10 protein-coding genes are annotated in these 22,053 nt (G+C 46.5%); all 10 read right to left on the bottom strand.

The features are described 5' to 3' along the window. Positions 1–39: 39 nt before the first annotated feature. The 10 genes from FAM09_RS24250 to FAM09_RS24205 all read right to left on the bottom strand — a co-directional run bounded on the left by FAM09_RS24250 (position 40) and on the right by FAM09_RS24205 (position 22,050). Complete coding sequence (locus FAM09_RS24250; protein ID WP_136579754.1) at positions 40–1,686, bottom strand: glycoside hydrolase family 28 protein; 1,647 nt, start codon at positions 1,684–1,686, stop codon at positions 40–42. Between the two features lie 453 nt (positions 1,687–2,139). Continuing rightward, positions 2,140–3,828: a RagB/SusD family nutrient uptake outer membrane protein gene (locus tag FAM09_RS24245; RefSeq protein WP_136579753.1), complete on the bottom strand. Its 1,689-nt coding sequence runs from the start codon at positions 3,826–3,828 to the stop codon at positions 2,140–2,142. A gap of 31 nt (positions 3,829–3,859) precedes the next feature. Then, positions 3,860–7,132 carry a TonB-dependent receptor gene (locus tag FAM09_RS24240; RefSeq protein WP_136579752.1) on the bottom strand — a complete coding sequence of 1,091 codons (3,273 nt, stop codon included), beginning with the start codon at positions 7,130–7,132 and terminating at the stop codon, positions 3,860–3,862. Between the two features lie 148 nt (positions 7,133–7,280). Continuing rightward, positions 7,281–8,378, bottom strand: a complete 1,098-nt coding sequence (locus FAM09_RS24235) for a FecR family protein (RefSeq protein WP_136579751.1) — start codon at positions 8,376–8,378, stop codon at positions 7,281–7,283. A 329-nt stretch (positions 8,379–8,707) separates the two neighbouring features. Next, entirely contained in the window at positions 8,708–9,295 is a 588-nt protein-coding gene (locus FAM09_RS24230) for an RNA polymerase sigma-70 factor (RefSeq protein WP_136579750.1), read from the bottom strand. A gap of 144 nt (positions 9,296–9,439) precedes the next feature. After that, the gene (locus tag FAM09_RS24225) at positions 9,440–11,044 is read right to left on the bottom strand and encodes a glycoside hydrolase family 43 protein (RefSeq protein WP_136579749.1); all 1,605 of its coding nucleotides are present in this window, start codon (positions 11,042–11,044) and stop codon (positions 9,440–9,442) included. A 262-nt stretch (positions 11,045–11,306) separates the two neighbouring features. After that, on the bottom strand, positions 11,307–12,305 hold the full coding sequence (locus FAM09_RS24220; protein WP_136579748.1) for a pectinesterase family protein: 999 nt from the start codon (positions 12,303–12,305) through the stop codon (positions 11,307–11,309). A 47-nt stretch (positions 12,306–12,352) separates the two neighbouring features. Beyond that, a complete protein-coding gene (locus tag FAM09_RS24215) occupies positions 12,353–13,267 on the bottom strand; it encodes an alpha/beta hydrolase (protein ID WP_136579747.1) in 915 nt (304 codons plus the stop codon). Between the two features lie 105 nt (positions 13,268–13,372). Further along, positions 13,373–21,046 (bottom strand): pectinesterase family protein, encoded by a 7,674-nt coding sequence (locus FAM09_RS24210; RefSeq protein WP_136579746.1) that lies wholly within the window; start codon positions 21,044–21,046, stop codon positions 13,373–13,375. A 269-nt stretch (positions 21,047–21,315) separates the two neighbouring features. Further along, positions 21,316–22,050 (bottom strand): rhamnogalacturonan acetylesterase, encoded by a 735-nt coding sequence (locus tag FAM09_RS24205; RefSeq protein WP_136579745.1) that lies wholly within the window; start codon positions 22,048–22,050, stop codon positions 21,316–21,318. Between the last annotated feature and the right edge of the window lie 3 nt (positions 22,051–22,053).

Raw genomic sequence — 22,053 nt, 5'->3', positions numbered from 1 at the left:
ATTTTGAACAGCTATTTTAATTACTTGATACTTGTTTCTTTATTTAATCGTCACATTTTGCTCCGATGCCCCAAACTCATACTGGATCTTTTCTCTGGCCTTAGAAGCATCGGTATTTTTTATGTTAATGCTTTTTGTTCTGTCGCCAGCTACCCGGAATAACAATTCCGCATCTTTTTTATAACCCAGTTTTTCAAAGGTAAGATTGTCACTGTTGATGATATCTACTACCGGGTTGGTTTGACGGCTCAGGATCGTAATATTCTTGAAGGTAATGCCGGATGCTTCCTGGCAATCGATGCCCTTTTCTGCATTCAATACCATATTCTCCAAATGAATATCCTTTACATGCATTTCGGGAATACCGCGAATGAAGATGCCTTTGGCAGCGCCGTTACAAACCACATTTTTGATAACAAAGTTCCTGAATTGCGGCGTGGCTTCGGTTACCGGCAAGGTTTCTACTTTAGGCAGTTCGCGTTTTTCTCCGTGTAAAGCAACGGGGTCCTGGGCCATGTAATACATGTCGAACAGGATAGCTTCGCCGGGGATATCCATCATCTGGATGTTATCTATAAAAATGTTCTCTACAATACCGCCACGGCCACGGGTAGTTTTAAAACGCAGGCCAATATCGGTGCCAATGAAAGTGCAATTGGAGATCCACATATTGCGGGCGCCGCCGCTCATTTCACTGCCAATTACAAAACCGCCATGCGCATGGTACACCTGGCAGTCGCGGATAATTACATTCTCGGTGGGCATGCCTCTTTTTCTACCAGCTTCATCACGTCCGCTTTTCATACACAGCCCATCATCCCCTACATCAAATTTTGAATTTTCGATCAGTACATTCTTGCAGCTTTCTACATCAATGCCATCGCCGTTCTGCGCAAACCAGGGATTCAATACGGTCACATTCCGTACGGTCAAATGCTCGCTCATGAGCGGGTGCAAACACCAGGCTGCTGAGTTTTGAAAGGTTACGCCTTCCAGCAATACCTTTTTGCATTTGGCTATAACAACCAGGTTAGGCCGTAAGAAATCTTTAATGCTTTTATAGAATTCCGGCGTTTTTTCGGGTGTGATCTCACCGGGGTTCTTCATTTTTGACGCCTTGAGCCATTGTTCAGAGGGGTACCATGATTTGCCATCTTCACTAACCACACCGCCTGCAGCTACCCATTTCTTCCATTGGGTTTCGGTAAGCTTGTCCTTTCTTACCAGGCGCCAGGCCTCGCCGCCACCGTCGATGATACCATGGCCGGTAATGGCAATATTGGTTGCATTGGTAGCCGATATGGGACTTTGGTTACGCATTTGCGGTAACCCTTCCCAATTGCCTTCTACTAATGGATATTGATCAAAATCTTTGGTGAATTGTAACAACGCGCCTTTTTTCAGGTGCAGGTTCACATTGCTTTTTAACACAATTGGACCAGTGAGCCACAGGCCGGCAGGAATAACAACTACCCCACCCCCTTTTTTGTTACAGGCGTCAATTGCGTTATTAATGGCCTGCGTATTCAACGTTTGACCATCAGCAACTGCGCCGAATCTGGTAATGTAACTCGAATCTTTCCTGAAACTGGTCTGTAGTATAACCGGCAACTTGCTTTGCGCTGCGATGCCGGAAGAACAGGCCATTAAACCTATTACTGCTGTTGCTTTAACCCAATTGTTCATTACACGTTGTTTACTTCTATAAATATTTGAATGCAAAGGTATTAAGACCCGCGGAACCATCCCGATGAATTAACGATTTGCGCGTACGACGCCTGCAGTAGTTTTTGGAAAAGGTAAAATTATGCATTAAGGGCGTAGCAAGTCAACCGTTCAAAAAATGATAGTTACAGGTTATCCCGCCTCGGCGGGACAACCTGCAACCATATAATACCTGTTTTTCAAAGCAAGTGTACACAGATATTTAAACCCACCGAAACGAATAAGGAATTTTATTTACGCAAACGTTACCGGCAACGATAACAAACCAGATAGGAAATAAAAGGCTGGCAATCAACGTAAAATTACCCAGAACCATACCCCTATACGCGACTGCCAGCAAGAAGATGAAAATATGTTTGTAGTTTATGGTTGCTCCAAGCAACCTGAAACCGGTAACGGGAGTCCTTTAGCCAGTTACTGATAACCTTCATTTTGTGTGAACTCGCCCTTGTTGGTAACGGCGTCTATCTGTGCCTGCGGAATAGGACGCACCGTTTGAAATGCTTTTATATACTGGGCTGCATCCGGATTCATGCTCTTAACCCGGTCAATTAACTTATTGGTACGTTTAAGATCGAACCAGCGCAATTGCTCACCCGCCAGTTCGCGGGCACGTTCGTCTAATATGAAGTCGAGGGTTACCTGTGAACCTGTAACCTGCATGGCAGATTCACGGCCCGGAATGGCTGCCCGGGTGCGAATGATATTCAGGTAATAAGCTGCAGAATCGGGCTTGCCGATCTTCAATTCGGCTTCAGCCGCGATCAGGTACATTTCGGCCAGCCTTATTACAAACACATCGCGGGCGCTTTGCGCTTCATTTACCGCTGTGCGGGTTGAATCTTTGAACTTCTTCAGCGATACATAGAACCTCCGTTGCGAAGGAATGCCGTTTGTACCGTACACCCGCGAAAGATCGTAGGTAGTGTAACGTTTGGCATTCATGTCGGCTGCTACAAGACTGTTTTTAGAAGTAAAGCACACAGTATCGCCTACTTTAAAGTTGCTGGTGTCTTTTGTGTTGAAGGTATTACCGGCTGCCCGGGCTGCTTTGTTGCAGTACCAAACCGTTTGAAAAGTACCCTGGTAACGGGCGTCGTCATCTTCATTGAACAGGTTTAAGAAGGCTCTGGTTGGCATATACCGGTTGAACGGCCGGCCATTGGGCACATCACGCGCCAAAAGCGCTGAATTCACCTGGTCATACACCTGCAGAAATAACATGTGTCCGCTGTTACTACCGCGGCTATGTCCAAAAGGGAAAGCTGAGGTAGTAAGGTCGTTATTGGCAAGGTTAGTAGAATAGTCAACCACCCAGATCACTTCCTTATTCTTCAAATTACCCATGTTCCACAGATCGGCGTATTTGGCCACCAGCGTATACCCGTAATTTTTGATCACATCATTGGCCATGGCAATTGCCTGTGCGTTCATACCACGGGTTAAATACATGCGGGCCAGGAAGGCTTTGGCCACGGGGATGGTAGCACGGCCGTAATCAGATGAAGTAGCCGGTAAATTTTTTACCGCGATCTCCAGGTCGGCAAAGATCTGTTGATAGAAAGTCTCTACCGGTGTTTTGTTGGCGGTAGACGCTACCGTAGCATTCGGTTCGGTATTGAAGTGAACACCGCCCCAGGTTTCAACTATATGCCAGTAGTAAAACGCACGCAGAAAACGCAATTCCCCTTCGCGGATCGTTTTCTGGGCCACGGTATAATCGCTTACATCGCCCACTTTCGCAATGGCGTTATTACATAGGTTAACAGCGGCATATAAGTTATCCCATAACAGGTTCAACGCCGCAGTATTACTTCCCTGCAGGTTGTCGTACCGCGATAATTGCGGATACACGTCCCCCGTTCCGTTCGTCCAGATATCGGTACCCATTTCAGATACACTGTACCCTTCTTCTTTTCCGTACCAGAAACGGTTATAGGTATAAGCTGCATTTACCAGCGTTTCAAAACCTTTGGCATTTGAATAAACAGCGTCTGATGTTAAGCCGCTGGGGTTATATTCTGTCAATTTTTTATCGCACGATGTAAACACCACTGAACCTGTCATCAACAATCCCAATACACTATTAATTCTGTTTTTCATATTGCAGTAATTAATTCGATAGTTAATAAGATTAGAACTCAATATTTATCCCGGTAACGATCAGTTTGGTTAACGGCCGGTCAAAAGAACCTTCGCCTTCCGGATCATAATCTTTCTCTTTGGCAAACGTGACATAGTTCTTGGCGCTTACATACCAGCGCAAAGAATTCACATGGAATTTTTGGGAAAGCGTTTTAGGCAACGTATACCCCAGGGTAATGTTCCTGATCTTTACAAAAGAGCCGTCTCTATAACCGAGCGTTGTGGCAAATGGCATTGAAGCTCTTGAAATATTGATATTCGGTCGTGGATAACTGTTTGTTGGGTTTTCCGGTGTCCAGTAGTCAACATTGGCGCCATTTTCAATAGCGTTGGGTTCAAACTTGTTGGCATAATCGGATACAAAGGTTTGTCCTACCCGGGCAAATACATATATATTCAGGTCGAAATTCTTATAGCTGAGATCGTTGCTGAAACCGAGGGTATAATCAGGCACTGCCACGCCCACGATGGTCCTGTCGTAAGTAGCATCCAGTTTTCCATCGGGCTGGCCTTTGTCACCGCTCAGGTCAGCTACGCGAATGTCGCCTGCTTTATAACCAAAGCTTCTAGCAGCAGCGGTATCGGCAGTTTGCCAGATGCCCACTTTTTGAAAGTCGTAGAACGATTTCACGGGATTACCAATGAACAAGCCACTGGCTATATCATTTTTTCCGTTCACCAGTTCAACGATCTTTTCTTTATTGCGGGTATAGGTAATGGCGCTCGTCCAGGTAATTTCCCTGGTTTGCACATTCACTGTACGCAATGAGATCTCAACACCATTGTTGCGGGTTTTGCCCACATTCTCTACCACTCTTGAATAGCCTGAGGTTGTTGGCAGCGGACGCAACAATAAAAGGTCGCGGGTTTTTGAATCATAATAATCTACGCTGGCGGTAATGCGGTTTTTAAGCAAGCCGAAGTCTAACCCGAAGTTCTGTGTACCGGTCAACTCCCATTTCAGGTTGCGGTTACCGGTCCTTGGATCAAACCCATAAGCAGTTATACTGGCATCGTTCCAGGCAAACGGAATGAGTATTAAACCGGAAGCCGTTGAATATGGTTTAACGGCCGCGTTACCGGCAATACCATAACTGGCCCGTACTTTCAAATCGCTGAAAATATTCTGGGCAGCCATAAAACCTTCATCGATCACGCGCCAGGCCACGGCTGCTGAGGGGAAGAACGACCAGCGGTTGTCTTTGCTCAATACAGAAGAACCATCGGCACGGCCGGTTAATGTTAACAGGTACTTGCCTTTGTAACCGTAGTTCACTCTCAGGGCACCTGATAACAGGTCGCTGCCTATGTAATTACTCCAGATACTCAGGTTGGCCGGGTTGTTCAACAACGCGTAAAACGACTGGCCCGGCAGCAATTGTCCTGTTCCCTGTGCGTATGAGCTATCCTGTTTGTTGGAAAGATAGCTGGTAACCCCTGTAACATCTATGCTATGATCGGCGAACTTCTTTTGCCAGGTGATGATGTTTTCCCAGATGAGATCGGTTTGGGTGGCATTGGTAACTTTTGCCAGCGAACCGGTTGAGGTAACACGGGTTATAGTATTCTCACCCAGGAACAAGCCGTTGCGGGAACTGCTGTTGGTGATACCCAGGTTGGAACGCAGCGTCAGGCTGCTAAAGGGTTTCCATTCTGCATAAGCAGAAGATAAAATACGGGTGGTGTTGAACTTATTGACATAAGCCCCCGGCAATTCTTCCAACAAGGGGTTTACCTGGTTGGCATTGCCGGGAAACTTAATCAGAGAACCATCCAAATTATAAGGTGTGTAATACGGTATTACTTTATAGGCAACGTTCAATACGTTATCGGTGCGCCTGTTTTCATTATAATACGTTAACTGGCTTTGCAAACCCACCTTAAAGGTGCCGATGATCGTTTGATCGATGTTCAGGCGTAATGTATAACGACCTGAAAAATCATTGTTCAGGATACCTTTCTCTTTAAAATAGTCGAACGAGAAGAAAACTTTTGTTTTTTCACTGCCCGCGGCCACGTTCACACCGTAATCCTGTTGTGAACCTTCCTGCGCCAGCAAGCCGGGCCAAAAGGTAGAAGTACCGTCCGTTGCAGCAGCGAGATCAGCGCCGAAGATCCTGGCATCATCTGCAGAAGAATTCCACTGGCCTGCTGTGCGGCTGGCCTGGCGTTTTAACTCGGCATACTGCGGACCGGTCATCGGTTTCGGGTAGCCGGCCACTTTGTTCACACCGTAGTACGCATTGGCGCCTACTTTTATTTTTCCGGCAGCACCTCTTTTGGTAGTAATGATAATTACGCCATTAGCGCCGCGTGAACCATAAATAGCGGTAGAGGACGCATCTTTCAATACCTCCATAGATTGAATGTCGTTCGGGTTAATATCCTGGAAGGTGGGGTATTGAATACCATCAACGATAAACAGCGGCGTGTTTTGCGCCAGGATCGACCGGTTACCTCTTACAGTAATGTTTACGTTTGAACCCGCGCCTCCGCTGGTACGGGTAATATCAACCCCGGCCACTTTACCTTGCACGCTCTCCATTACGTTACCGGCCGGTACTTTTTTTACCTCATCGCCTTTGAGGGAAACAACAGCTCCGGTAAGGTCTCTTTTCTTTACGGTACCATAACCGATCACTACAATGTTCTCCAGGCTTGCAGCAGCAGATACCAGAGAGAGATTGATCTGCGATTTGTCGCCCACTTTTATTTCCTGTGATTCATAACCTACGTAAGAGAATACGAGCACTTCATTATCATCGGCTGTAATAGTAAATACGCCCTGTTCATTAGTGAAAGTGGCTTTATTAGTGCCTTTTATAGTTACGGTAACGCCTGAGAGCGGCGCGCCGTTTGGGTCAGAGATCTTACCGGTCACTTTTTTTTCTATAGCCTGGCGGCCTGTTCCTTCATTGATCACAATAAGGCCGTTGGCCATGAACCGGTAAGTAAGCACGGTTTGAGAGAACAAATTATCAAGCGCCTGACGAATATCGACGTTTTCTAAATTGATGGTCACTTTTTGTCTAACACCCTGTAACTGGTTGTTATACAGGAAGCGATAGTGTGTTTGCTTTTCTATATTGATCAAAATGCCAGCGATTTCGGCATTTTTATACCGAAGGCTCAGCTTATCCTGACCGAAGCCCCGGGCGGACACCTGCAGCACACCAACAAGCAAAAGAAATGTGGTTATCTTCATAACAAGCAGCGCATTGGAAAGCAACGGGTTTTTTATACCCGTTCTAAAACTTTTCATACTTTAGTATTATTATGGGTTAAGAAATCACTTCCCAATCCCGCCTGCAAGCGGGATTGTGAGAATACAACACCGAAAAATTTAACCTGTAATTCGCGGAGAATGCTGCCAACATTCTCCGTTTTTTTTGCCTATGTAGGATCCATAATTATTTCGTCGATTTTATAAATACTTCGTTATTGGTTATTGATATATTGAACGGAGCAACCTCTTTTAATGCCATAAAAGCCTGCTCTACGGTCTCGTTCTGTAATGAACCATTAAATACCAGTTGGCGCGCGGCCTCATCTTCAAAATGGATCCTGATATTATACCATCTTTCAAGTTTCAACGCCAGTTGCTCAAAATTGTCGCCACGAAATTCAAGCCGGTTATACACCCACGCTGTTTCTATATGCTCGTTCTCCTGCTTTGTACTGTCGATATGTATTATTTGCTGAACCGGTTGCTGATTTTGTGTGGTGATTACCTGTCCGCTGGCAGTACCTGCATCGGGACTGCTGACGGGTAATACGATCTTTTCATTGGGATGCAGGTATACCGGCGCTCCTTCGGCATCGCCCTTACGAGTAATCTGCACCAGGCCCCTGATGAGGGTGGTTTCAATCGTTTTTTCTTCGGGATACGATTTTACATTGAAGGCCGTACCCAACACTTTAATATCGATGGAACCGACATGAACGATAAATGGTTTTTTCTGATGCGTAGCAGCCGAAACAACAGAAACTACATCAAAGAAAGCTTCCCCTTCAAGGGTTATTTCACGCACCGGGCCATTGAAGTTGGCATATACAATGCGCGAACCGGCATTGAGCCATACGGTTGACCCATCGGGCAGTATGGTCCTTGTTTTACTGCCTTTAGGCGCCACCACTTCATTAGCCGTAAGGGCTTGTTGTTTTTCATCCCATTTTACAAACAACCAGGCGCCGATGGAAAGGGAGGCAAGGATAGCGGCAGCCCAATATAGTTTACGCCATTTTTTAATGCGTACAACGGGACTGGCGGATTGTTTGTCGTCTGATTCTTCAGCAGCCAGTTGTAAAATGCGGTTGATCTTGTCACCGGCTGCAGGTTCTTCATAAACGGAGGCGTTCACCGACCATAACTGGAGCAGCATTTCATATTGCTGCATCAGTTCGGGGCGCTCCTGTAACAAACGATCCAGTTCTTCTTTATCCTGTTCGGTAGCATCTCCGCTCAGACTGCGAGACAGTAAAAACCATATTCTTTCGGGTGTTTCCATTTGCGCCTAATGCGTTTATACCAGAAAGGACAGGGATTTTTGAAAACACCATTAAGCGTTTTGAAAAAAAATTTGAAGAAAGTTGAGGAAGTTACCGGGTGCCCAGGGAAGGCTGGGAAATGAAAAATGAAGAATGAAAAACAGAGAAATGAGAAAGGAAAGAATGTGCAAATTAGCAAATGGAAAAATGTGCAAATGGGAAAACATAAGGCCGCGATTTCGCCTGGCCGACCGATCATTTGCATTTGCTTGCGGCTTGTAGCTTGAAGCTTGAAGCTTTATTTGTTTTGGCGGATGTAGCTTGTAGCGTGAAGCTTCTCACGACTTGCCTATTGCTTATTAGCCTTCTGCGCCCAAAAGTTCTTTGCAGCCTTACTCACCTGCAGCTCGGCACATATTTTTTTGATAGCAATGGCCATTTGCACATCGACTGTATTGAGGGAGATATTAAGAATTTCTGCTACTTCGCGGTGCTTGAGACCATCTTCGCGCACCAGTTTGAAGATCATTTTACAACGGGGAGGTAAATTGTCAACTGCCTGTTGCATGCGTTTCATCATTTCGGCAGTAACCAGCAGGTTGTACGGATCAGTAGCCACTAGGCCGGTTTCTATATCCAGATCATCGAAAGGCGCCCGGATGAGTTCCGTAGCCTTCTGGGAGATGGCATTCAACGACCTGTTCTTTACAGCTACATATAAATATACCGTGAGATTTTCTACTTCGTTTATGCGATGGCGATTGCTCCACAATTTTACAAATACGTCTTCCACAATTTCTTCAGCCATTTCGGGTGAGCGGGTGATAACACGGGCAAAGTGATGCAGCCGTTTGCTGAATAACCGGTACAGTTCCTCCAGACATTGTTCGTTTCCGGCATGTATACCCTGTTGAATATGTGGCAGGCTAATGGTCATTCTTTTCTCAATCGCTAGTTATCGGTGATAAATGTAGGTATTTTTTAGTTATAATGAAAGCATGCTGGTTTATGCGGAGACTACGCTAAGCACTGTACACGGTTCTTCGACTTCGCTCAGGACAGTGACACTGCTAGCTTATAATTAATCAATTCTAAACCAATCTACATCGGCAAACCCCGCATCATTGGTAACAGTCGTACGGGTGCAAAACATTCCCACTTTGGCGCCGATCCATCTGCCGGGCACTGCGGTAAATATATCGCCGGCCGAAGTGAATTGTTTCCCATCTTCACTGTACGTAAAACTACATTTGGCGCCTTTGCTCACTTGTACGCGCAAATACGAAGTGGCTCCTGTAACCTTACCAATAATCTTTTCCTGCTCCGGCTTTCCGCCTTCGGCCTGTTTGCAGATCACATATGAAAGATAAATACCATCTTCCTTCTTAGTTAACCCAACAAATGCATAATCGGAGCCCATTATGATCAATCCGGTCTTCTCTCCTGCCAGGCGGGGTTTGAAGTCCAGTTTCACAGTAGCGGTAAATTCCTCTGCCGGAAATTTCTGCATCAGTACATTGGGCACAAACCAGAGGTTCTTTGCCGAATCAGCTACCATCCCGGAGAACAAACGCAGGTATCCATTACCGGGAAAAGCCCAGTAAGGTTTGGGGTTCGCCTGCCATTGCCATTGCAATCCCATAGTATGGCCGTTAAACTCATCCGATTCCTGTGGTGTTTGTACAGGATATGTTTTTCCTACATTGGGTTTTTTGTATTCCAGCACCGGCTCCCCTTTTCCATCACCATCTTTATCAACGCCGATCACCGGCCAGTTATTCACCCATTTCATCGGTTGCAGGTGAACGATACGTCCGTATGCTTCGCGGTCCTGAAAATGCAGGAACCAGTCTTCCCCCGTTTTGGTATCAACCCAGGCGCCCTGGTGCGGACCATTGATAGGAGAACCGCCCTGGTCCATCACCACTTTCCTTTCGTACGGACCATAAATATTTTTTGAACGCAATACCAGTTGCCAGCCGGTTGATACCCCACCAGCCGGGGCAAAAATGTAATAATATCCATTGCGCTTATAGATCTTCGGCCCTTCCAGCGTGGGGTCCTGGTCGTGGCCATCGAATACCATTACGCCACCATCCAGCACTTTGGTACCTGAAGCATCGAGCCTTTTTACAACAACAATACTTTTAATACCTGCGCGACTGCCTGCATAGGCGTGCACGAGGTATACTTTACCATCATCATCCCACAACGGACAGGGATCAATCAATCCCTTGCCGCCTTCTACCAATACAGGATCAGACCAGGGACCGCTGATGTTTTTTGCTTTTACTACATAAATGCCAAAATCCGGATCGGGGTAGTAAATGTAAAATTCACCATTATGATAGCGGATGGCCGGCGCCCAAACGCCCATGCCATGGCGGGGTTGTGAGAAATGATCGTACGGCGGCTGACGGTTCAATGCATGACCAATGATCGTCCAGTTTACGAGGTCTTTTGAATGCAGAATAGGTAAACCGGGAATACCATCAAAGCTGGAAGCTACGAGATAATAATCGTCGCCCACGCGGCAGGCATCGGGATCGGAATAATCGGCATTAAGCACCGGATTTTTAAATGTTCCGTTCCTGTTATCAGGCACCCATACTTTTGACACGTAGGGCTGCCGGGCAGAAGAATACAAACTGAGGCAAGTGAATCCTAATACAAAAAGTTTTTTCATTATGGTCTATTTCTAAAAAAGTGATTTATTCGTGAATCGGCAGTCGGCAATCGTGAAACGAGAAACAGCTACATGCTATAAGCTGTAAGCGATAAGCCGCAAGCAACTACATTTTTTGTTAAGCAAAATGATTTATTTCATCTTTTTGCATGTAAAGGTTTTCTTACTTTCTTGCTCTTACTTCCTATTGGGTACTTTCTAACACGAACTTCATTCTACTACCTGTATCAACTATATCAACATTATCAACTAACACGTCAACTTACTTCCTACTTCCTACCTCCGGTTCCCAATCTGCTAAAATATTCTTCAAAGTATACTTATTCGCTTCCTTCTTCGTAAGCTGGTGCGACCACCCTACTCTTCCGGTTGGATTGGCGCCGGGACCGGTACTGTTGTACTCAGCATAGTACGCTGTCTTTTCATTGGCCGGGTTACGCCAGTTATCCCAACCCACGGCAGTAATATGACCGCCCATAACCGTATTGATGAAAACCGTTCTGGCATAAGGCCGCCATGGACGCCCCAACAATACTTTGGTAGCTCCGGTATCTGCTGCTATCAACGTACAATTTAAAAACACCAGGCCATATGCTTGCCTTTGTGTTGTAGAAGCTGCTGTTATATAAGAGTTCGCCAAGCTCTTAATGGTGCAGCGTTGAAACACGACGGTAGCCGGACCAAAAATAAAATCGGTAGTGCCTTCTATATGGCAATCTCTATAATATTGCCGGCTGCTATCGATACCTACATACAGCGTATCCTGGTTGCCCAGTAACCGGCAATTCAATACCACACAACGATCGCCTTCTGCATGCAATGCCACGGCCTGCCCTACGCGGCCGGCCGTATTTTGAATGGTCAGGTTCTCAGCGCTGAAATCATTTCCCTGCACCAATACAGTATAGGAAGTAAACGTTCTGAACTTTTCACTGCCGGTAGCATCCTTTTTACCATCAGGATAAGGCTTACCACTATAATCGTCATTGGTAATGATCGTGCTGTCGCGGCTCTCCCCTACCAATGAAATGTTGGTCTTCCAGGAAGGAATGACCAGCTTTTCTTTATAAACACCTTTCTTTATAAATATGGTTACCCGTTCCTGCGAAAAATCGCGCATGGCATTTACCGCTTCCTGAATGGTTTTATAATTGCCGCTGCCATCCTGAGCCACTGTTAAGTGCGTGGGATAAGTTTGTTGTTGGGCGATTGAATGTAGTACGGGAACAAGCAGCATCAATAGCAAATAAACTCTTTTCATACTAACTGTCTTGAATCGTGTAATGTATCTTTTAAGCTAGTGGCTAACTATTTCAAAAATCCCATTTCAGTCAACCACATCTCACATAAACTCGTCCACAACTGCGCAGAGCCGGGATTATTTCGCAGTGCAATGTTGTGACCACCCTGCGGAAAAACATGAAAGCTGGTTGAAATATTCTTTTCAAGCAATGCGTGATAAAATAGCAGGCTGTTGCGCGGATCAACTCCTTTATCATTAAATGCATCTGCAATAAAACAAGGTGGCGTGGCAGATTTAACCTGCAATTCCATAGAGTATTTTTCAACCAGTTCCTTCGATGGATTATTGCCCAATAGATTTTCGCGGCTGCCTTTATGCGTGTATTGTCCCATGGTTATTACCGGCGAAACCAATATGGTAAAGTCTGGACGAAATGAAATGGTATTGAGCGAGTCACCAATCGCCGCCACATCATCGGTACTATTTCCCAGAGAAGCGGCAAGATGTCCGCCGGCCGATACGCCCATGACCCCTATTTTATCTTTCTGTATTTTCCAGCGATCTGCATTGGCGCGAATGACACGTATTGCACGTTGTGCATCCTGCAAAGGACCTATTTCCCGTTGTGCCAGATCAGGCGCATTGGGTAAACGGTAATTTAGCACAAAGGCGCTAATGCCCATTGTATTAAACCATTTAGCTAACTGAAAGCCACTGATCTGGTAAGATAAATGATGATAACCGCCGCCCGGACAAATGATCACTGCACACTGCTTATTTTCCTGTACCGACGGAAAAAAGGTGTACATACCCGGCGTACCCACCTGGTACACGCGTTCATTGTAGATACTATCTTTCAATCGCATGCCTTTTGTATTTGGCATTTTACCCGCAGGCCACAAAGGAATAAAATCCTGCGCCTGCATAACAAAAGTGCTTAACACATAAGCAACAAATAAACTGGCAGCTTTACCGTGCATGAAAAATATTTTTTGGCGCCGAAATTAATAACTTATTATGATGAGAAAAGGTGTGTCACGTCCTAAAGACGTAACACACCTCGTTATAGTTGCTGACTACTTGTGTTATTGCTTAATAAATCGCAACAACACTCTGTCATGTAATCGCTCTACTTCTACAAAATACATTCCATTTGGCAATGCACTAATGTTAATAGCAGTATAATTCGTTGCCCGCTTGCTGCGATATGTCCCCATCAGGTGTCCATTCATATTATAGATCCTGATGTTTGCCTGGGTATACAGTTTAGTATGGAAAACATTTATAAAGCTGTTAGCCGGGTTCGGATGGAGGGCGTACTCGCTATAAGCAGTTCCTATCACCGAAACATTGGCGTCGGCAGCATTGAGGGTTTGCACCACAATATTTCCTTCATAGATTCCTGTAGCCGATGCATTCATCCGAACCATTACCGATCTCGACAACACACCGCTGGCATTTCCTGAAAGCGCCGGCACTGCAGCTTCAGTATACCATGTTTTACCGGTATCTACTGATATTTCATACCCTGCAGGTGGTGTAATAGTAGCAGTACCCATCATGTCTTTTACCTGCAGTGTGAACGTTTGCGCATCTGTTGACTTACCAACAGTTTGCGAGAAGGCATTGAACACACCGGTGGTAACAATAGTAGGAGCTGGTATTGCATGACCTACAACAAAAGCGCCAAATTGTGTAAAGCCGCCTGCTGTTGCTATATAAGGCGCAGCAGCAGTTCCACTGCCCGTGGTTGTTGCGGTTGCATTGGCCCAGGCATTATTGCGATATTGTAAGATATTGGCGGAAGCCGGATCGAATTTAGAACCCTGATTGGCTGCCACCCAACCGAAAGCAAGACCTACATTGGCGGCGCCCGATGCATTATCCGGTGTGATCGTCCATTGTTTCCTTACAATCTTCGTGGTATCGTAAATGGTATAATCCAGGTTATCTTTCACGCTAACACTGAAATTATCGGCCGTGCCGGTATTGCTTAAAGTAGCTGGCGTATAAGATGAAAGGGAAGTGCCTATCGGGAACAGCACGTTACCTGTTGCAGCGCTCACTTTTTGTTTGAGCCTGCCGGTACCGTTGAGAACAATATAATTTGCCGGCACATTACCTGTGATGGCAGAATCTGCAAGGGTATTATTGCCCAACAACAATTTACCATTGGTTAAACTCACTACGTCGGCTGTTAATGCTCCAGACAGGGTAACATTCGCGCTGTTATTAATGGTGAGGGTATGCGCTCCGGCAGGCATGGTGGCGCCGGTTGTTTGCGCTGCCGTACCATTAAAGGTATAATTGGCAATTACACTGTATTGTTTAATTCCGGTATTAGCAAAGTTGCCATCGATACCTGTTGCTGAACCAAAGCTTACGGTAGCAGTATCGGCCACTGTGGTATTACCCGCGCCGCTTACAACGTACGTACCGGTATTGAGCGTTCCATTTACAACCAGGCCAAAGTTTGCTGTTGGCAATGCCAGGTTGCTGCCCAGGTTATATTTTCCGTTCACCAATACATGGGTGTTGGCTAGCGTTCCCACATGACTGAATGTTTTATTACTTCCATTCAATTTAATATACAACGGATCGCTGTTCTTCATATTCGTAGTAAAGGTGCCGCCGCTTATAGTAAAGTCGCCGCCAACTACCAGCGAATCGATAACGCCGGTGGCGCTTTCGTTGAAATAAACGCTGCCGCCTGTTTGTAAATAATTTCCGCTAATGCGTAATGCAGCCGTGCCCTGCGACAAAGCAACATACGTACTTCCGGTGCTTTGCACAGTGAGGTTACCGGTAACGGCTGCCAGCGTATTGCGCAGCGCAAAATAATTCTGCTGGGCTGTACAATTCCAGATCATGTTGCTTACTGTAGTAGCTGAAGTGAACAGATTGGTTTGTGCAGTTTTGATACCGGTAACCAGCAAGGTAGAGCCTGAAGCAAATGAAATGCGTGCAGGCAAGCCGCCATTCATATCGTGTTGGTAGATGCCGGTAGCACCTACAGCAACAGAGTCGCCGGTATTAAAGCTGAGTGAACCTGAGTTCACCATTTTACCATTTATCTGGTACACCACTTTACCATTGGTGCCAATAGTACCGAGGTTGGTTAATGTACCATCTACCTGCAGCACTACAGAAGAACCATTGATGCCGGCTACGCTTAATGTTTTGCCGGCGCCAACGATCAGTTGCCCGCCCTCGGCGATAACTGTTTTTTGTATATAGCCAAACCCTTTGGAGAACGTCTGGGTATAACTTACGGTATGATTTTTTTGAATAGTAGCCTTGTTAACCCCGTTATCGTAAGCAGGATAATCAGTACCTGCAGCCACCCAGTCAGTACCATTATATTTCAGCCAGGTAGCGCCATCGCTCCACTCGCCTGATTTTATGGTACGGTAATCACCGGTGTTCGGCTTGAGCTCTGAAATTCCTTTTACCATTACATTCTTCAACTTCACATACCGGTTGGTACTGGTAGAACCGGTGCAATGATAAACACGGAACGTCAATGTATCACCGGCCCTTACAGTAACACCGGCAGAACCATTCACCAGCATAGCAAACACATCGGGGTTACCTGCTACCTGATTGCTTACATCAAAGGCATTGGTAAAGGTACCGTTGGTGCCTGCTGTTAACGGCGTACCGTTCTTGGATACTACTTTTATTTCAGTTGAATCGGTCCTGAAACCGGTTTTGGAATACAGTACCGCCACTTTGGTGGTGCTGGATGTATTGTGGAAAGCAGTATTAAGGATGATAGAATCTACGCGCAGATTATGCGTTGCTGCAGCCACCACGGTAAATTGCTCATAGTGACGACGGCTGAGGGTAGAACCCGGTCCGCCACTGGCAGTTGTCCAGGAACCATCGGCCGTTGCAGCGTATGCCTGTCCGTGTAAAGCAGAATAAGCCGGTACTGTGGGGTCCGTTGTGCCATTAGAAACAACGAGGTTGTTGAGCACCGGAGTTGTTCCTATAACACCAACCGCCCGTACCCCCGTACTATCGAGGTTATTGGTGGTTAATGGCCATTGCTCCAGCAGCATTCCGCCTGCACTCAGCGGATCGGCCTGAATGGTTCCACTCACGGCCACATTCACACTGGTAGCGCCGGTAGAAGCATTTACAATGTTGCTATTGTACGTACCAACGGCTGTTCCATTTAGCCGCACCGTTATATAGGTATTGGCCACCATACCGTTCGATTGAGCTACGGTAAGTGGTGTAGTGCTGTTGTACCAGGTTGTATTATCAACCGATACTTCATATGAAGCCGGGGGCGTAATAGTAATACCGGCTGTAAGGTTAGCGCCCGACACTACAAAGGTTTGTGTGGCCGACGGCGTTCCCAACCCCTGTAAAAAGCTGCCCAACGTACCCGATACGGTAATGGTAGGTGTACTGGTTACAGAAGATGTATCGGACGTAGTGCTGGCATAGCCACTCTTTGAAGCCCGTACTATATAATAATAGGTTTGACCGGGCGGCGGTATGTTCTCAGTAAAACTGAAGTTATTGGCAGAGTCTTCTGTACTTACCTCAGAGTATATTTTAGAGAAGTTCGTTTTATCATTACTACGGTACAGATCACAGGTAATGCCGGTCATGGGCCACGACATATTCCAGGTGATGGTAGTAGTGCTTACGCCTTTTTTAGCGATCAGGTTCGATACTGCCAGCTCAGGTTTGAAGGCTGTACTTAATTCAGAATAAGTGGCATACGGGTTCCAGGTTGCCATGGCCGGTGTATTGGCATTTACAAACACCGTATCGTTATTATAATATTTCACTGCCTCTGCAGCGGTCAATTGCTTCGTCCATGATAAGCGACTGCTCACATTAACCGCGGTGCCATTATAATTTCTTGAATTGTATTCGCCATAGGTAATATAACTGGTATTGGTACCCGCATCCCAAACACTCCAGCCATCAGGCCGAACGGTAGAACCCATGGTGGTATTCAGGAACACGGTTTTGTTGCGCGATTTGGCGGCATCGGCAGTACCGGCATCATTTTGCCAGGGACGACCTAATGAATATAATGTAAAGCCCCTGTTCTTGGTGATCTTGCAATCGCGGAACACATAGCCGTACAAAGAGGCAGCTTTGGTGTTCACGGCTGTTACATAACCACCGGTAGCATTATCGAGGCGGGTACGGGGATAGATGATACAGGTATCAAATATGATGGTAGAAGAACCGAACATGAAATCGGTGTTGCCATCTATATAGCAATTCTTCAAATAACATCTTGTTGCGGGGTTGTTACCACCGTAATAGGTATCCTGTCCGCCATTCATCCGGCAATTGTAAAACACTACCCTGTCGGAAGTTGTGTAAACAGCAACCGCCTGCGGGCCATCGCCCGGTGCAGGCACCAGAGCATTGGCATTGACACCATAACCTGTTGCATTTTCTATAGACAGGTTCATCAACATTACATCCGCCGCATTGATGATGAGGGTACCGCTGGTAGAAGTTCCGTAAGTGCCACCGGCCGGATTGGCTTTACCCGAATAGTTATCATAGGAAATAATGGTTTCGGCCAGGCTTTCCCCTACCAGCTGTATGAAAGGTTTATTGCTGGGAATGATAACCGCTTCCACATACTTACCCTTCCTGATATAAATTTTATAAGGAGCGGTTTGCCCTGTGGGCGCCGCATTAATTGCCGCCTGAATACTGGTATAATCGCCGCTGCCATCTTTGGCCACCACGGCCCTGGTGCCAGTTGGTGGCTGACTGCCTGCAGGCACTGTGTTACCACTTACTGCTATATTTATTGTTGTTGCATTGGCACTGCTTACTACTACATTACCTGAATAGGCGCCGGTGCCAGTTGCATTCAACCGTACCAATACAGTTGTAGCCGAAACAGTGCCACTGGCAGGTGTTAACGTTAGGGAAGAAGAACTCCAGGTAGCGCCATTATCGGTTGACAGTTGGAAATTGACAGGCACAGTTATAGTTATATTACCGGTGAGGTCAGTACCTGACACCGTAATTGTTTGTGTAGAAGAAGGAGCACCTACTGTTTGTGTAAAAGCAACTAACGTACCGGTTGCACTGATGGTTGGTGTTGGTGTAGTCACTTCATCGATCATTACATTAGCCGACACAGGCGCTGCACAATAGTTATATGCTTTATCTGCCGTAAATACATAATAATAATATCTTGTTGTTGCAGATATTACAGGATCTGTATCAGTAAACGAAGTATTGGTACCAAGGTAAACAACCTGGTTACCTGTTCCCATCGTATTGCCGGCAATATATACGCCGTTGGCATTGGGCACCGGTGCGGTAGCAGAAGTGCTGCGCACTACCACATAACCACCACCGTCTATACCCGAAGCAGGCGCCGTCCAACTTACATTGATCGTATTATTATTAGCATTCCCGCTGGCAGTTGGCGCTGTAGGCGCATCTGGCGCAATGGCATCTGCTGCAGAACCGGCATACAATACAAAATCGTCTATATCAAAATAGGGCGATTGCGGGTTACTGGTCTTTAACCCTGCATAGGTGCTGGTGGGCGTACCCGCAGGCGTAGTAAGCGTACCTGAAAAGAAGTACCAGGTACCAGGTACTGTTGCGGCGCTTAAAGAGGCAGTGGCCGATGATGAGGCAGAGTTGGAACCACCGACTGAGCCAACAATTGTTGCCCAGGCAGATAATACCGTAGTACTGCTTAATGCAGATGGCGCCCGGTACCAGAACTGCACCACATAAGGCGTACTGGCCGCCAATGGCGTAGTGGTGCACACAGGTGAGAAAATGTATTTGTTGCTGCTGCTGGCCTGGTTGTAATGAAGGAATTTTGAGCCCGTTCTGGCATCGGTTGAGCTAATGTTCCATGCAGCCGATACTTCCCACTGTGTAGTGGAAGTATGGGTTGCTACCGTAGTATAGCTACCTTCGGTCTGGCGTTCGAAGCCGCCATCCATATCGGCATTAAAACCTAACCCGTTGGCAATGGTAGTGTATATACCCGTTACAGCTACATTGGTGGTAGCAGCCCCCGCACTGGTATGCGTAATGTTACCGGCATAAGTGCCCTGGGCAGTGGCATTTAAGCGCACCATGATATTTGTGCTGCTCAGCGTGCCGGATGTGGGTGTTAATACAATGGTGCTGGTACTGCCGTACCAGGTAGTGCCATCAAGTGATAGTTCATAGGAGGCCGGGGGCGTAATGCTTACATTGCCGGTAAGGTTGTACCCGGCCACTGTATATGTTTGTACAGCCGATGGACTGGCTGAAGATTGCGAGAAATATCTTAATGACCCGCCTACTGCCACAGAAGGATCTGTATTTTCCACACCGTTTAAATATTTTTCCAGCATCGTATACCCGCTGCCGTCGTATATGTTTCTGTCAGACGCGTCGTTGGGGTTTAAACTATGGCTGGTTTCCCAAGCGTCGGGCATGCCATCGTGATCGGTGTCTACCGGAGCCGTGGTTGAGTTTAACGTAGGCCAGGCATTTACAGTTAAATTATATGCCGTTCCGTGCGGATAACCGCCCTGTACATCTATGATGCGGCCTGTTCTGTTTCGCACATCATTCGCAATACGTTGATCGAGTGTATCGCGGCGGGGCAAGGTAGCGCCCGCCCCCTGCAATACAGATTCAAAGGCATCGATAGCCGCTTCTGTTGTTACCGAATACCCCAGATCAAACTGGGTGGTGACTTTAGAAAGCACGGTATCATTTGCATTCGTCTGCATCACCACACCCGACCAGTTATTATTGGTATTCTGGGTAGAACCATCCACATAGTTTCCGTTCACATACCATTTTCCGAAAGGGATTGACGGCGATGTGCTGTAACTCGGATTACAGATCCGGTATTTTACCCCTGATCCGGTATTAGGTCCCCATTTGTAATAGTTGTTAACCACATTATAATTACCGCCTTCACCGCCGTATACCGTATTGATTCCCCAGTTATAAATTACGTTGTTGCGAAAGTCTACATTCTCAACCCCCACTGTATTGGGTGAATACGTTTCAATGCCTGCAAACCGGGGATTACGGTTCCGGGCATCGGCATACAGGTTATGGTGGATGGTTGCTCTTTTGCCACCTTGTATACCATTATACCCGTGTTGCTCAAAATCTGTGTCCCCTGCTTCAAAGTGATAAGAATAGTTGAGGGGTTCAGTTATAAAACACCATTGTATGGTCAGGTTATCGCCGCGGTAGATCGTCAGCGCTTCATCTGCACTCCAGCTTACGCTGCAATGGTCAATGATCACATTATTTACACTCGTGCCGCCAAATGCGTCATCGCCGCCGCTGCCATCAACCATCCCTTTGTTCTGGTTCCTGTCGCCCAATCTGAAACGGATATGTCGCACGATCACGTTATCACCGCCAATTGAAACGGGATGATCGGCAATACAAATACCATCACCCGGCGCTGTTTGCCCGGCAATAGTTGTATTCGCCTTGATACTTAATTTTGAGTTAAGATGAATGGTGCCCGACACCCGGAACACAACGGTACGGTAGGTAGCCGTAGTTGTTAATGCATAGCGCAAACTGCCGGGATTGTTATCATCGTTCAGGTTGGTAACTTCAAAAACCGTGGTTGGTACAGCAGCCGTACCGCGGCCACCGGTGGTATACATACCGGCTCCTTCGGCGCCCGGGAAGGCAGGTTGCTGCGCCTGTGCACGGATAGCTAAAAACAAAAAGCTCATCAATACAATTGCATAACGGGTAAAATTTCGCATAAGCAATCTTCGTTAGTATGGTTGTAAAATCAATATACAATGGGCAATGGTGAAAAAGCTGCAAGCAATAAGCTGTAAGCCAAAAGCCGAATGCAAATACAGCTAAACGCTACACGCAAACAGAAGCTAGTGGCTAGTAGTAAATGGCTAGTGGGGTTTACATTCGAAGCTCACTCTTGTCTTTTGCCTTTCTCCTACTCGCCACTCACTCCCGATAGCTATCGCGACCTCGCCATTCTCCCCACTCGCTACTAGCAACTTACTACTCGCTACCTTCTCACTCTCTCACCTAATTCCAATCCCAAACTCTTTATGTTCTTCAATACAATTTGCGCTATCATGCGGGCGCCCAGATCATTGAAATGAGTGTTATCTTCTTTCCCCTGCGGGTAATTGGGATGTTCGCCCGGCGCCAGATGATTGAATAATAATTTTGACTTGTCAACTCCCCACTGCTGGTACAGCGCCTGCCCTTCTTTATCAAGATCAATCAACGGCACATTATTTTCTTTGGCCACGTTGCGCACAATTTGTGCATACACATCATGCGTTCCTACTACGTGACCCGTTGAATCAAAATTGCGACGCGCCACCGGCGTCAATAAAACCGGGTTGGCCTTTTTGCTTCGGGTATCGGTAACGTATTTAACCAGGTTAGCTTTAAACTCATCTTCTGTAGTGTAGCTCTTTTTTGTCTTTACTTCATCATTATGCCCGAACTGAATAAAAACATAATCGCCTTCCTGCATGTCAGCTACCACCGGCTGCCAGCGGTTCTCCTCCATAAACGTTCTTGTACTGCGACCGTTCTGGGCGCGGTTGTCTACTTTTACCGTACTATCAAAAAAATATACAAAGGGCATCCCCCACCCGTTCTCCGGATAGGTTTTCACCTCTTTAGCCGACATCGTTGAATCGCCTATTAACCACACCGTGATCTTCTTCTTCGGCGGCATGGTAAAAGCTGTTAACAACATCAACCCAATGACTATAATCCTGTTCATGTT

This window comes from Niastella caeni (assembly GCF_004834005.1).
In the GTDB taxonomy this organism is placed as follows: Bacteria; Bacteroidota; Bacteroidia; order Chitinophagales; family Chitinophagaceae; genus Niastella; species Niastella caeni.
Note: the sequence above shows the minus strand (reverse complement) of the source record. Positions and strands in the feature narration are given on the sequence as shown.

Excerpts from the sequence above, each read along its gene's own strand:
- FAM09_RS24205 (WP_136579745.1), bottom strand. The coding sequence starts at position 22,050 with ATGAACAGGATTATAGTCATTGGGTTGATGTTGTTAACAGCTTTTACC.
- FAM09_RS24220 (WP_136579748.1), bottom strand. The coding sequence starts at position 12,305 with ATGAAAAGAGTTTATTTGCTATTGATGCTGCTTGTTCCCGTACTACAT.
- FAM09_RS24225 (WP_136579749.1), bottom strand. The coding sequence starts at position 11,044 with ATGAAAAAACTTTTTGTATTAGGATTCACTTGCCTCAGTTTGTATTCT.
- FAM09_RS24240 (WP_136579752.1), bottom strand. The coding sequence starts at position 7,132 with ATGAAAAGTTTTAGAACGGGTATAAAAAACCCGTTGCTTTCCAATGCG.
- FAM09_RS24250 (WP_136579754.1), bottom strand. The coding sequence starts at position 1,686 with ATGAACAATTGGGTTAAAGCAACAGCAGTAATAGGTTTAATGGCCTGT.
- FAM09_RS24235 (WP_136579751.1), bottom strand. The coding sequence starts at position 8,378 with ATGGAAACACCCGAAAGAATATGGTTTTTACTGTCTCGCAGTCTGAGC.
- FAM09_RS24215 (WP_136579747.1), bottom strand. The coding sequence starts at position 13,267 with ATGCACGGTAAAGCTGCCAGTTTATTTGTTGCTTATGTGTTAAGCACT.
- FAM09_RS24210 (WP_136579746.1), bottom strand. The coding sequence starts at position 21,046 with ATGCGAAATTTTACCCGTTATGCAATTGTATTGATGAGCTTTTTGTTT.
- FAM09_RS24245 (WP_136579753.1), bottom strand. The coding sequence starts at position 3,828 with ATGAAAAACAGAATTAATAGTGTATTGGGATTGTTGATGACAGGTTCA.
- FAM09_RS24230 (WP_136579750.1), bottom strand. The coding sequence starts at position 9,295 with ATGACCATTAGCCTGCCACATATTCAACAGGGTATACATGCCGGAAAC.